This is a genomic window from Janthinobacterium lividum (assembly GCF_011601275.1).
GTDB lineage: Bacteria > Pseudomonadota > Gammaproteobacteria > Burkholderiales > Burkholderiaceae_D > Janthinobacterium > Janthinobacterium lividum_E.
Window position 1 is genome coordinate 99647 of sequence record NZ_JAAOLY010000009.1, and the last position, 13777, is coordinate 113423.

8 protein-coding genes are annotated in these 13777 nt (G+C 63.2%); 3 read left to right on the top strand and 5 right to left on the bottom strand.

All coding sequences use genetic code 11. The features are described 5' to 3' along the window. Nucleotides 1–33 precede the first annotated feature (33 nt). From GYK42_RS15315 to GYK42_RS15330, 4 genes are all read right to left on the bottom strand, one after another. Nucleotides 34–1179, bottom strand: coding sequence for an OmpA family protein (locus tag GYK42_RS15315; RefSeq protein ID WP_166448181.1), 1146 nt, complete (start codon nucleotides 1177–1179; stop codon nucleotides 34–36). A 13-nt stretch (nucleotides 1180–1192) separates the two neighbouring features. Then, nucleotides 1193–3505, bottom strand: coding sequence for a beta strand repeat-containing protein (locus tag GYK42_RS15320; protein ID WP_166448182.1), 2313 nt, complete (start codon nucleotides 3503–3505; stop codon nucleotides 1193–1195). Between the two features lie 278 nt (nucleotides 3506–3783). After that, nucleotides 3784–4230, bottom strand: a complete 447-nt coding sequence (locus GYK42_RS15325) for a DUF2147 domain-containing protein (protein ID WP_166448183.1) — start codon at nucleotides 4228–4230, stop codon at nucleotides 3784–3786. Nucleotides 4231–4393: 163 nt separating this feature from the next. Then, nucleotides 4394–7201 carry a valine--tRNA ligase gene (locus tag GYK42_RS15330; protein WP_166448184.1) on the bottom strand — a complete coding sequence of 936 codons (2808 nt, stop codon included), beginning with the start codon at nucleotides 7199–7201 and terminating at the stop codon, nucleotides 4394–4396. A gap of 491 nt (nucleotides 7202–7692) precedes the next feature. Between GYK42_RS15330 and GYK42_RS15335 the strand changes: the two genes are divergently transcribed. After that, nucleotides 7693–8730: a porin gene (locus GYK42_RS15335; RefSeq protein ID WP_166448185.1), complete on the top strand. Its 1038-nt coding sequence runs from the start codon at nucleotides 7693–7695 to the stop codon at nucleotides 8728–8730. 8 nt (nucleotides 8731–8738) lie between these two features. Here the strand turns inward: GYK42_RS15335 and GYK42_RS15340 are convergent, their stop codons facing one another. Beyond that, complete coding sequence (locus tag GYK42_RS15340; RefSeq protein ID WP_240943606.1) at nucleotides 8739–10823, bottom strand: putative bifunctional diguanylate cyclase/phosphodiesterase; 2085 nt, start codon at nucleotides 10821–10823, stop codon at nucleotides 8739–8741. Nucleotides 10824–11058: 235 nt separating this feature from the next. On the opposite strand from GYK42_RS15340, the gene GYK42_RS15345 reads away from it, so the two are divergent. Both GYK42_RS15345 and GYK42_RS15350 read left to right on the top strand, forming a co-directional pair. Continuing rightward, nucleotides 11059–11799: a Crp/Fnr family transcriptional regulator gene (locus GYK42_RS15345; protein WP_166448187.1), complete on the top strand. Its 741-nt coding sequence runs from the start codon at nucleotides 11059–11061 to the stop codon at nucleotides 11797–11799. Nucleotides 11800–11845: 46 nt separating this feature from the next. Beyond that, nucleotides 11846–13750 (top strand): PAS domain-containing hybrid sensor histidine kinase/response regulator, encoded by a 1905-nt coding sequence (locus GYK42_RS15350; protein WP_240943607.1) that lies wholly within the window; start codon nucleotides 11846–11848, stop codon nucleotides 13748–13750. Nucleotides 13751–13777 lie beyond the last annotated feature (27 nt).

The following is a 13777-nucleotide window of genomic DNA, read 5'->3' on the forward strand; positions in this document are numbered from 1 at the left end:
CCGGCGCAAGCCGGTTTTTTTTGCGCATGAAACTTAACGCATGACTTTTTTCGTACCCACCACTTCCACCGTCACGCGGCGGTTCTTGGCGCGGCCGGCGGCACTCGTGTTGTCGGCCACCGGCTGCGTTTCTCCCTTGCCTTCCGTGTAGACACGGTTCGTTTCCACGCCTTGCGCCACCAGATAGGCCTTGACGGCTTCGGCGCGGCGTTGCGACAGTTTCTGGTTGTAGGCGTCAGGGCCGACGGCATCCGTGTGGCCGACCGTGACGATCACTTCCAGATCCATGCCCGTCAATTGACCGAGCAACTGGTCCAGCGCCGCCTTGCCTTGCGGCTTGAGCATCGATTGATCGAAATCAAACAGTGCTTCCGAGGCAAACGACACTTTTTCCGAGACGGGCGCCGGCGCCGGCTTCACCTCGGCCACAGGGGCCGGCATGGTTTCGCTGATGGGTGGCAATACCGTCGGCACCGGCTGGTAGGCTGGTGTGGCGCTGGCCGGGCGGCCCAGTTTATACACGAGGCTGACGGAATACAGATCGGCGTCGCCTCGGTTGCCGACGGCGTCGTTCAGGCGATAGCGTTCGACTTCGCCGCGCAGGGCCAGCGCTTCGCTGAACTTGTATTCCAGGCCCAGGCCCACCTTGGCGTTGAGCTTGCGCTCGCTGGCATGGGTATTGGTCGAGCCCAGCAGGCGGTTGCCGCTGAATTCCGTGTTGGTCTTGGTGTAGTGCATGCCGACACGGCCCAGCAAAGACAGGCGCTGCGACAGCGGCAGCTGGCCCAGCAAGTCCAGGTTCACGCCGCGAAAGGCCGCTTGCCCGTTCAGCACGCCGTTGCCGCTGGTGGTCGACTTGAAATCGAACTTGCCCAGGTCAAAGTAGCCCGCTTCCACGGCGAAATACTGGTTCAGTTGGCGGCCGACAAACAGTTTATAGCCGGTGTCGCGCTGGTCCTTGCTAAAACCGGTGACGGTTTCGCCGTTGGCGGCCAGGCTGGCGCGCAGGCGCGGCTCGTCGATGTTGGCGCGCGACTGGCCCACGCCCGCGCCGATGTACCAGGCACTGTTGGCCCAGTCCGGGTTGATGAACGTGTTGTCCTGCGCCTGTGCCGGTTGCGCCGCCAGCAAGGCGCCGGTCATGACGCTCAGGGCGCCCAGTGTGTGTGCGATAGTCATGGTCATGTCCCGGTTATTTGGTGATCTGGTTGTTGCGCAGGGTAACGGCGGCAGCCGTCAGCACGCGGCCATTGAGCAAGGTCGTGTTGTCGCCCACCGTGATGGCAGCCGATTCGCCCAGGATATTGCCCTTGAAGACGCTGTTCGCGGCCAGGGTGGTCGGGCCGACGGGCAGCCAGGTGACGTTGTCGGCCGTGGCGCCGTTGTTCAGGGCAACCACCGAATTGACGGTCGAGTTCAAGGTCAGCGCCGTGCGGAAGATATACACGCCAGGACCGTTCAGGGTCAGGGTGCCCGTGATGCTGATGGCGCCCGCATAGCAATACACGCCGGGGCCGAAAGTCTGGCCGCCGAGGTCGATGCCGCCGGCAAAAGTAACGTCGCAGATGCGGCTGTTGCCGTCCGTGATCGCCGCTTGCAGGTCCGTCATGGCGCCGGCCAGGATGGCACCCGACTTGTAGTTGGTAAAGCCTGCCGCCTGGGTCGGGTCAACCGTTTGCGAAGGCGAACCGACGTCGCCCGTGATCAGGGTGGTGCCTCCCGAATTATTCGTGATCGAGGTGCCGGCCAGTACGCCGAACGATGCCGCGCGGCCCAGAATGATCGGATTCAGGACGGGCGGGATGGCGACAGCGGTGACGGTCAGCAGCGCGCTGCCCGACTGGCCGCCGGATGTGGCGGTGATGCTGCTGGTACCGGCAGTGATGCCGGTGGCGATACCCGTGTTCAGTACCGTGGCCGTGGCGATGGTGCCCGACGTCCAGGTGGCGCTGTTGGTGATGATGGCGTTCGAACTATCCGAATACGTTGCCGTGGCAACGAACTGTTGCACGCCGCCGACGGCGATGCTGGCTGTGGCTGGCGTGACGGCAATGCTGACCAGGGTAGCGGCAGGAACGGTGACGGTGGTATTGGCCGTCTTGCCGTTGAAGCTGGCATTCATGACGCTGGTACCAAAGGCAACGCCGGTGACGAGACCATTGCTGGCGACGCTGGCGAAAGCTGGCGTGACGGCAACGAAGGTGCTGCTGACGGTGACGTCGACGGTGCTGTTATCCGAATACGTGGCAATCACGGCCAGCTGGCGCGTCGCGGCGATCAGCACGGTCGGATTTTGCGGCGTGACGGCGATCGACAACAGCACTGCCGGTGGCGGTACGACAACGGCGGTGACGTTCAGGAGGGCGCTGCCCGACAGGACGCCGGCGCTGGCAGTGACGCTGGCGGTGCCGGCGGTAATACCGGTGGCGATACCCGTGCTCAATACGGTAGCCGTGGCAGGCGCCGCAGTGGTCCACAGGGCGCTGGCCGTGATGTTGGCCGTCGAGTTATCCGAATAGCTTGCCGTGGCGATGAATTGCTGCGTGGCGCCGACGGTGATGCTGGCCGTGGCTGGCGTGACGGCGATGCCGGTCATGGTGGCGGCCGGTACGGTGACGGTGGTGCTGGAGCTCTTGCCGCCGAAACTGGCCGTCATGATGCTGTTACCGCTGGCAACGCCCGTGACCAGGCCCGTGCTGCCGATCTTTGCTGCTGCCGGCGTGGCAGCATTGTAATTGCTGCTGGCGCTGACGTCAGGCGTGGTGCCGTCCGAATAGGTGGCGATGACGGTCAGCTGGCGCGTTGCGGCGATCAGGACAGTTGGATTTTGCGGCGTGACGGCGATCGACAGCAGCACGGCGGGTGTAACGGTCAGCAAGGTGCTGGCCGTCAGCGTGCCCGTGATGGCGGTGATCTGCGTGGTGCCGGCAACCTTGCCCAGTGCCAGGCCGCCAGCGGTGATGCTGGCCGTGGCGGGACTGGCCGAGGCAAAGTCCGACACGGCCGTGACGTCGCGCGTGGCGCCGTCGCTGAAGCTGCCGCTCACCGCAAATTGCTGCGTGCCGCCGATGGCGATGGAGGGCGTGAGCGGCGTGATGGCGATGGCTGTCAAGGTGGCGGGCGAGACGGTCAGTTGCGCCGCGGCGCTCTTGCCGCCAAATGTGGCGCTGATGCTGCTGCCGCCGGCGCTCACGCCGGCGGCGACGCCGCTGCTGGCGTTGACGCTGGCCGCCGCAGGCGTGGCGGATGTCCAGGCCGACTTGGCGCTGACGTCTTGCGAGGAGCCGTCGCTATACGTGGCGATGGCCGTGAATTGCTGGCCCGCGCCGATGGCGACCGTGGCCGTGGCCGGCGTGACGGCCAGGCTGGACAAGGTGGCCGCCGGCAAGCCGAGGATGGGATCGCGTCCCTGGTCGCCACCGCCGCCGCAACCGGCCAGGGCGGCCATGGCCAGTAGACCAGCCGAAACGAGCAGCGGGTTCAGATATCGCTTGAAGAGATTCATATAGTTCCTTTGTGCATGGCAGTCATTGCCGGGCATCCGCGGATGAGGTCATCCGGCAGAGCCATGCCGCCTTTCGCTACATGGCGATGGCGTCACAGGCATGCACTATTTCATTTAGGAAACTTCAAGTATGTTCGGTGGCGCGCATAGGCGCCTGGCGTTCGGAGATAGGTTCAAAAAAACGCGATTCGGCCTGGAAAACAACGGCCGGGTGCGGAAAACAGACGTAAGAAAGCCGGCGCAGGGCCGGCTTCGTCAGGGCGGAAGTGTTGCGCTTATTATTCTTCGCGCAGCCAGGTTTGCGTGCGGCCCAACATCGGTATGCCCTTGTAGGCGCGCATGCTGATTTTCTTGCCGCCATCGCTCAGACTGATTTTGCTTTTATAGACGGTGCCATTTTTTGGGTCGACGATTTCACCACCGGTAAATTCATTGCCATCTTTTTTCAGGCCAGTCAGGATCACCATGCCGATAACTGGCTGATCCTTGCGCGCGCCTTCGCACTTTTCGCATTTGGGCGCCTGATCTTCGTTAGGCTCGCGGAACAGCTTTTCAATCTGGCCTTGCAGTACGCCATTGTTTTCCGTGATGCGTATCAGCGCTTTTGGCTTGCCAGTCTCATCGTCGATGTTTTTCCACAGGCCGACCGGCGATACATCTGCGGCCAAGGCGAGGGCAGGGGCGACACACAGCATGGCGCTGATGGCGAATGCGGCAAATTTCATGGTAAGTCTCCTCAATGGTTTTTGTTTGACGAGTGTAGCAAATAAATGACCGATCGTACTATTTCCCTTTGATTAAACGCGGGACAATGACAGCATAGACGCATGGCCAAAAAAAAGCCGCCCGGGAGGGCGGCTTTTCAAGTGGTACATTGCTTGGGTCTGCTTAGGAGGCTGACAACTTGGCAAATTGCTCGCGCATCTTCTCCAGCGTCGCAGAGAAGTTCGCGACGCGGGCTTTTTCCTGCGCCACGACTTCAGCCGGCGCGCGGGCAACAAAACTTTCGTTCGACAGTTTGCCGTTGGCTTTGTTGATCTCGCCTTCAAGACGGGTCATTTCTTTCGACAGGCGCTCGCGTTCGGCAGCCACGTCGATTTCCACTTTCAGCATCAGCTTGGTGGTGCCGACGATGGCGACGGCCGCTGGCGAGTCCGGCAGCGCATCGACGATCTGCACTTCGGCCAGCTTGCCCAGCGACTGGATGTACGGTGCGTACGACGCCAGTGCTTCTTTCTCGCTGGCATTGCCCGCTTCGACGATCAGCGGCACGCGCACAGAAGGCGAGATCTGCATTTCGCCGCGCAGGTTGCGCGTCGCGTCCGTCAAGGCTTTCAGCTGCTGCATCCACGCTTCGGCCGATTCATCGATCTTGTCGGTGTTGGCGATCGGATACGGCTGCATCATGATCGAATCACCCTCGGCTTTGAGCGTTTTGCCAGCCAAAGGCGCCACCGTCTGCCACAGGGCTTCCGTGACGAACGGGATGATCGGATGGGCCAGGCGCAGCACCACTTCCAGCACGCGCAGCAGGGTGTGGCGGGTGGCGCGCTGCTGGCCTTCCGTGCCTTGCTGCACTTGCACTTTGGCCACTTCCAGGTACCAGTCGCAATACTCGTCCCACACGAATTTGTAGATCGATGCGGCGATATTGTCGAAACGGAAGTCTTCAAAGCCCTTGGCCACGTCCAGTTCCGCTTTTTGCAGCAGCGAGATGATCCATTTATCCGCTTGCGACAGGTCGGCGTCGTTCGGCGAGCAATCCTTGCCTTCCGTATTCATCATGACGAAACGCGTGGCGTTCCACATCTTGTTGCAGAAGTTGCGGTAGCCTTCGCAGCGGCCCAGGTCGAAATTGATGTTGCGGCCCAGCGAAGCGTAGCTGGCCATGGTGAAGCGCACGGCGTCCGTGCCGTAGGCGGAAATGCCTTCCGGGAATTCCTTGCGCGTGGCCTTGGTGATCTTTTCCGCGTCGCGCGGGTTCATCAGGCCCGTCGTGCGCTTGACGATCAAGCCTTCCAGGTCGATGCCGTCGATCAGGTCGATCGGGTCCAGGGTGTTGCCTTTCGACTTGGACATTTTCTGTCCCGTCGAATCGCGCACCAAGCCGTGCACGTAGACGGTTTCAAACGGTACCTTGCCCGTGAAGTGCGCCGTCATCATGACCATGCGCGCGACCCAGAAGAAGATGATGTCGAAACCCGTGACCAGCACGGACGACGGCAGGAACGCCTTCATGTCCGGCGTTTCTTCCGGCCAGCCCATGGTCGAGAACGGCACCAGGGCCGACGAGAACCACGTGTCGAGCACGTCGTCGTCGCGTTTCAACGGGCCCGTGCTGCCGGCTGCCTGCGCCTTGGCGATGGCTTCCGCTTCCGTCTTGGCAACGAAGATATTGCCCGCGTCGTCGTACCACGCCGGGATTTGATGGCCCCACCACAGCTGGCGCGAGATGCACCAGTCCTGGATGTTGTTGAGCCACTGGTTGTAGGTGGTGCTCCAGTTTTCCGGCACGAACTTGATTTCGCCATTGGCGACCTTGTCCAGCGCCGTTTCGGCGATCGACTTGCCTGGGAAGAAAGTGCCTTCCGGGGCCGGCTTGCTCATGGCGACAAACCACTGGTCCGTCAGCATCGGTTCGATGACGACGCCCGTGCGGTCGCCGCGCGGCACCATCAGCTTGTGCGGCTTGACCTGTTCCAGCAAGCCTTGCGCGTCGAGGTCGGCGACGATCTGCTTGCGCGCGGCAAAGCGGTCCATGCCGCGGTAGGCCTCGGGCGCGTCGTCGGTGATCTTCGCGTCCAGGGTCAGGATGACGATCTGCGCCAGTTTGTGGCGCTGGCCCACGGCGTAATCGTTCATGTCGTGCGCCGGGGTGATCTTCACGCAGCCGGTGCCGAATTCCTTGTCGACGTATTCGTCGGCGATGATGGGGATTTCGCGGTCCGTCAGCGGCAGTTTCAGCATCTTGCCCACCAGCGCGGTGTAGCGCTCGTCCGTCGGATCGACGGCCACGGCCACGTCGCCCAGCATGGTTTCAGGACGCGTGGTGGCCACCGTCAGGAAACCGCTGCCGTCGGCCAGCGGGTACTTGATGTACCACATGGAGCCGTCTTCTTCCTCGGACACCACTTCCAGGTCGGACACAGCCGTGCCCAGCACGGGGTCCCAGTTGACCAGGCGCTTGCCGCGGTAGATCAGGCCCTGCTCGAACAGGCGCACGAAGACGTCGGTGACGACTTTCGAGCGCGGCTCGTCCATCGTGAAGTATTCGCGCTGCCAGTCGGCCGAAGCGCCCAGGCGGCGCATCTGGCCGGTGATGATGGAACCGGATTTTTCTTTCCATTCCCACACTTTTTCCACGAATTTCTCGCGGCCCAGGTCATGGCGTGAAATCTTTTGCGCGTCCAGTTGGCGTTGCACGACGATTTGCGTGGCGATGCCCGCGTGGTCGGTGCCGGGTATCCAGGCCGTGTTGTGGCCCAGCATGCGGTGGTAGCGGGTCAGGCCATCCATGATGGTCTGGTTGAACGCATGGCCCATGTGCAGGGTGCCGGTGACGTTCGGCGGCGGCAACTGGATGCTGAAGGAAGGTTTTCCGGCATCGAGGGTGGCGGTAAAGTAACCGCGCTGTTCCCACTCGGTGCGCCAGAATTGTTCAATGTCGGCGGGCTCGAAAGACTTGGCTAATTCCATGATTTGGCGTGTGATTGGCAAAAGGAACCATTATAGATGACACGGCATCGCCTGCAGCGTGGCAAGCCGCCTTTTTCAGTGTTTTGGCGGCTTTGCGGGCCGTTTTCCCGCAACAGAACGGGGATGAAAGGACTGCCGATGTTATAATGCCGGCCTCGGCGCCTCCTGCCCTATCTTTGCGGACGGCGCCAGCAGACGCAGTTTTATCCAACTCTCGTCCGCGTCACACGGCCAGCGCATCTGCGATGCCAGCCACTTTCAGAGCGTCCCCTGCGGGCTGGGCGCCTGAGCCACGCGCACCGCCAGCGGTGCACCATTCACGGCGGAATACCGCGCGCCACCGTTTGCCGGCCGCGCCGCCACAGCTTAGCCAGGAATGTTGTTATCTGGCCCGTCGTCTTTCGATACGGCGCTCCCGCAGCGCGCCTTTGCGCCTGTGGCCGCGCCATGGCCGCGCGCTTTCCCGGTTTTGCTTTTACAAGGAAACCCGCATGAAAAAAATCTCGATCACGATGGCACTCGCCACCTTGGGCGCCTTGCCTGCCGCCCATGCGCAGTCGTCAGTCGATGTGTATGGCTTGATGGATGCCGGCCTGGTGCAGGAAGGCGGCGTCAGCAAGCTCACCAGCGGCGTATCGGCCGGCTCGCGCCTGGGCTTGCGCGGCACGGAATCCCTGGGCAATGGCTGGCAAGCCGTGTTCACGCTGGAAGCGGGCGTCCTGAGCGACACGGGCCGCTCCGACCAGGCGGGCCAATTGTTCGGTCGCCAGGCTTTTGTCGGCATCGACAGTCCGCTGGGCATGCTGACCATCGGGCGCCAGTACAACCTGCAAAGCCAGGCCCTGACCGACGTGGCCGATCCGTTCGAAGGCGGCCTGGCCGGCGCGGCGACCAACCTGGCCGGCTATTCGGCCACGCGCATCGACAATACCGTGCGCTACACCTCACCGGAATGGCGCGGCGTGACGGGCACGGTCATGGTCGGTGCCGGCGAACACACGGGGGTTGCTGCCGACCAGCGCTCGCTGGGCCTGGCCCTCGGCTATGTCAACGGTCCCTTGACCTTGCGCCTGGCGCGCCAGAGCCGTGCCGGCGAGCCGGGCAAGGCCGACGTGAACAACACCATCCTGGCCGGTAACTACAACTTTGGCGTGGCGACGGCATTTGCCGGCTATGGCCGCAACACGGGCGACGGCAGCACCATGTTCTTTGCGGAAAACCCGTATGGCGCGGCGCAGGCGCCGGCCCAGTCCACGGACAGCCGCGACGCCATCGTCGGCGTGTCCGTGCCGCTGGGCGCGACGACCTTGCTGGCCTCGTACGTGCACAAGGATGACCGCGACGCTGCCAACCGCGACGCGCGGCAGCTGGCCGTCGGCGCCACGTATGCCTTGTCCAAGCGCAGCAAGGTGTATGTTGCTTATGCGCATATCCGCAACCGCAACGACGCCGCCTACATGGTGGGCAATGCCACGGAAGTGGGCACGGGCAACCGCGCCTTCAACGTCGGCCTGCGCCACGCGTTTTAAACCTTGGTCTAAGCGGGCAGCATGCTGCCTTCGTGCAGCAGCGCTTCGAAGGCGGCGGCGGCCAGGGGGCGGCTGAACAGGTAGCCCTGCATCTGGTCGCAGCCGTGCTGGCGCAGGAAGGCCAGCTGCTGTTCCGTTTCCACGCCTTCGGCGATGACTTTCAGGCGCAGGCTGTGCGCCAGCGAAATGATGGCGCGCACGATGGCCGCGTCGTCGATGCTGTGCGTGATGTCGCTGACGAAGGTTTTGTCGATTTTCAGCACGTCGATGGGGAAGTGGCGCAGGTAGGCCAGGCTGGAATAGCCGGTGCCGAAGTCGTCGATCGACAGTTGCACGCCCAGCGCCTTCAGCTTGGCCATGATGGCCGTGGCTTGCTCCACGTCATGCATTACCATGCTTTCCGTCAATTCCAGTTCCAGGTGGGCCGCGGCGAGTCCCGTGTCCGCCAGCACCTGGGCCACCGCGTGCAGCAGGTTCTTTTGCTTGAATTGCCGCGCCGACAGGTTGACGGCCAGGCGCAGCGGGCCATGGCCTGCCAGTTGCCAGGCGCGCGTCTGGGCGCACGCCGTGCGCAGCACCCAGTCGCCGATGGGGGTGATCAAGCCCATTTCCTCGGCCAGGCCGATAAAGCTGGCAGGGGGAATACGCCCCAGCTGCGGATGTTGCCAGCGCAGCAGCGCTTCCATGCCCACCACGGCGCCGCTGGCCAGGTCCAGCTGGGGCTGGTATTCCAGGTGGAACTGCCCCCGTTCCAGGGCGTGGCGCAACTCGCTCTCCAGTTCCAGCCTCTCGAGGGTGCCCGCATTCATGCTCGAGGCATAGAATTGCCAGTGGCCCCGTCCCTGTTCCTTGGCGCGGTACATGGCGATGTCGGCGTGCTTGATCAGGGTGTCGGCATCGCCGCCATCGTCGGGATACACGGCCACGCCCATGCAGCAGCTGAGGAAAAATTCATATTCGCCCAGTTGCAGCGGCTGCGCCACGGCGTCCTGGATGCGCTGCAGGATGGCGGCGCCCGGTTCGCCATTGCCATGCTGGGGCAGCAGCAGCACGAATTCGTCGCCGCCCGGGCGCGCCACCGTGTCGACTTCGCGCGTGGCGTCGCACAGGCGCTCGGCCACGCTTTTCAGCACCAGGTCGCCCGCGTCGTGGCCCAGGGTGTCGTTGACGAATTTGAAGCGGTCGAGGTCGATGAAGACCACCCACAGGGGCTGGCCGCTGCGCCGCGTCACGGCCATCGCCTGCTCCAGCCGTTCGCGCAGCAGGGCCCGGTTGGCCAGGCCCGTCAGGATATCGTGCCTGGCCTGGAATTCCAGTTCCTGTTCGAAACGCATGACGGTGCTGATGTCGTATTGCGCCACGACAAAGTGGCTGAGCGCGCCATCGCCATCGTCGCGCACGGGTGCGACGAACAGCTCGCTCCAGTAGCTGCTGCCATCCTTGCGGAAATTGCGCACGATGGCCTTGCCTTCGCGCTGTTCGCGCAGGGCCGTCGTAATGGCGTGCATGTCTTGCCGTCCTTGCTCGGGACCCTGCAAGTCTTCCAGGCGCTGGCCGATGACTTCGTCGGCCGCATAACCGGTGATGCGTTCGAAGGCGGGGTTGACGTACTCGATCAGGTAGCCCGGCGCATCGGCGCTGCACAGGATGATGGCGTTGGCCGACACTTCGATGATGCGTTCGCGCAAACGCAGCGACTTTTCATTGTGCATGCGCGCGGCGATGTCTTCGGACAGGCGCAAATTGGCAAACTGCAGCGCCGCCGTGCGTTCGCCCGTGATGCGGGCAATCACGGAATTGCGCGACACCAGCTGATACACATACGCGGCTGCCAGCAGGCTCGACAGCATTCCACCCAGCAGCACATACAGCGAGCCGCGATGGTTGGCGTCCAGGCCCATGCCTTTGGCCGGCAGCAGGGCGGCGCCCAAGGTGTGTCCGCTGGCGTGGTACTGCAGCAGCAGCCGGGCGCTTTCCGCTTCGATCTGGCGCGCCGAGGCGTAGCAAAGGGCCGTCAGGCACAGTCCGAACGCCAGCGTGAGCAGGGCCGAGGTGGAAACGGAAATGGAGATGCGTTTGAAGAATGATTGCATGGTGGTCCCGTGGCAGCGCCGGTGCCGATCCATGATCAGGCAGGCCGGGCAGTGACTGACTGTAGGGTGCACGGCGAAATGCCGTCCGTTCGCTACCGAACGGACGGCAATGCCGACAAGAAATATAGTCGGGTCACTGTGCCAGCGCTGTGTTACGCTGCACCACATGGCGCCCCTCGTTCGGACGCCTTTCATCGATCCCCTAGCTGACGACTGGAAAACAGGAAACCTGCCCATGTCGAGTCCGCATGCCCAGTTGCACAACCCGAATCAAAACCATTTGCTCGCCGCCATGCTCGACGCCGATTTCGCGCGCCTGGCCCCCCACCTGGAGCAAGTATCCATGCTGCTCGGTGACGTGATCTACGATTCGGGCGACAAGCTGCAGCATGTGTATTTCCCCACCACGGCCATCGTTTCCATTCACTACCTGCTGGAAAACGGCGGCTCGTCGGAAATTGCCGGCGTCGGCAATGAAGGCGTCGTGGGCGTGTCGCTGTTCATGGGCGGCAACTCGACGCCGAGCCGCGCCGTCGTGCAGACGGGCGGCGTCGGCTACCGGCTGAAGGCGCATCTGCTGATGGAAGAATTCGACCGCGCCGGTCCCGTCATGCGTTTGCTGCTGCGCTATACGCAAGCGCTGATCACGCAAATGTCGCAGACGGCCGTGTGCAACCGCCACCATACGGTGGAGCAGCAGCTGTGCCGCTGGCTGCTGCTGACCATGGACCGCCTGCCGAACCGCGAGCTGACCATGACGCAGGAACTCATCGCCAACATGCTGGGCGTGCGCCGCGAAGGCGTGACGGAAGCGGCCGGGCGCCTGCAGGCGCGTGGCTTCATCAGCTACCGGCGCGGCCACATTACAGTGCAGGACCGCGCCGGGCTGGAAGGCACGGTCTGCGAATGCTATGGCGTGGTCAAAAAGGAATTCGCGCGCCTGCTGTCGGACGTGCGCCAGCGCCAAACGCATTAACTCCCCTCCATCTTCTCTCTTATTGCTGTCACAGTCCGGGCTACCCATGCATGCAGTTGAAAATAATCCTACCCGCGCGCCATCGCGCTGGCCCGTAGCGCTGGCGTTTTCGTTCAGCGCCATCGTGCTGCTGGCCATCGGCGCACTGGCCTGGCGCCCGCCGTTTGAAACCGCCATGCTGATCGATGCGCTGGTATTGCTCCTGCTCTTGCTGCTCCTGGCGCTGTACCGGCGCATGGTGGCGGCCAGCCTGCCGCGCCAGCTGCTCAAGGCGGGCGCCTTGCAGGATGCGATTTTCAACAGCGCCAATTTCTCGTGCATCGCCACCGATGCGCAAGGCGTCATCCAGATTTTCAACGTGGGCGCCGAACGCATGCTGGGCTACGAAGCCGGCGAGGTGGTCGACAAGCAGACGCCGGCCGGCATTTCCGATGCCCAGGAGCTCATCGCCCGCGCAGCCGCCTTGAGCGCCGAACTCGCTACTGTCATCACGCCCGGAGTGGAAGCGCTGGTGTTCAAGGCCGGGCGCGGCATCGAAGACATTTATGAACAGACGTATATCCGCAAGGATGGCAGCCGCTTTCCCGCCATCGTCTCGGTGACGGCGCTGCGCGACGTGCACAGCAAGGTCATCGGTTACTTGCTGATCGGCACCGACAACACGGCGCGCAAGCAGGTCGAGGCGGAACAGGCGCTGCTCGACCAGCGCCTGCGCGAACAGCAGGCCTACACGCGTTCGCTGGTCGAGAGCAACAACGCCGAGTTGACGAAGGCGCGCCAGGTGGCGGAAAAGGCCAACCGCGCCAAGTCCGAATTTTTGTCCAGCATGAGCCACGAATTGCGCACGCCGCTGAACGCCGTGCTGGGCTTTGCGCAGCTGATGGCGTCCGACGTGCCGCCACCCACCGTGCCGCAGCAGCGCTCGATCGAGCAAATCCTCAAGGGCGGCTGGTATCTGCTGCGCCTGATTAATGAAATCCTCGACCTGGCCATGATCGAATCGGGCAAGGTCACCTTGTCGCAGGAAGCCATGTCGCTGCTCGACGTGTTGCAGGATTGCCAGGCAATGATCGCGCCGCAGGCGGAAAAGCGCGGCATCCGCATGCATTTCCCCCGTTGCGGCCAGGCCTTCTATGTGCATGCGGACCGCACGCGCGTGAAACAGGTGATGGTCAACCTGCTGTCGAACGCCATCAAGTATAACCAGGGCGGCGGCGCCGTCACCGTCGAATGCAGCCGCCATGGCGAGCGTGTGCGCGTGAGCGTGCGCGACAGCGGCGCCGGTCTCGATGCGGGCCAGGTAGCCCAGCTGTTCCAGCCCTTCAACCGCCTGGGACAGGAAAACAGCACGGAAGAGGGCACGGGCATCGGCCTCGTCGTCACCAAGCAGCTGGTCGAATTGATGGGCGGTACCATCGGCGTCGACAGCACGGTCGGCGTGGGCACCACGTTCTGGTTCGAGCTGGCCGCCAGCAGCGCGCCGGAACTGGTGCTGGGCGAAGGCGACGCGCTGCCGCAAGTGCAGGAACCGCAGGCCAGCCGACGTACCTTGCTGTACGTGGAAGACAATCCCGCCAACCTGGCGCTGGTGGAGCAATTGATCGCCCGCCGCAGCGATTTGAAACTGCTCACGGCCATCGATGCGCACCTGGGCATCGACCTGGCGCGCACGTATCAGCCGGACGTGATCTTGATGGATATCAACCTGCCCGGCATCAGCGGCTTTGGCGCGCTGCACATCCTGCACGATGACCCGCTCACGAAACATATTCCCGTGATGGCCCTGTCGGCCAACGCCGTGCCGCGCGACATCGAGAAGGGCCTGGAAGCGGGCTTCTTCCGCTACCTGACCAAGCCGATCAAGGTCGTCGAATTCATGGATGCGCTCGACGTGGCCCTGCACCATGCGGCCGCGCACGGCCTGGCCGACGACATTCACGCAGTACGCTAATTCAGCACTTAATTTTAGGAATACCGC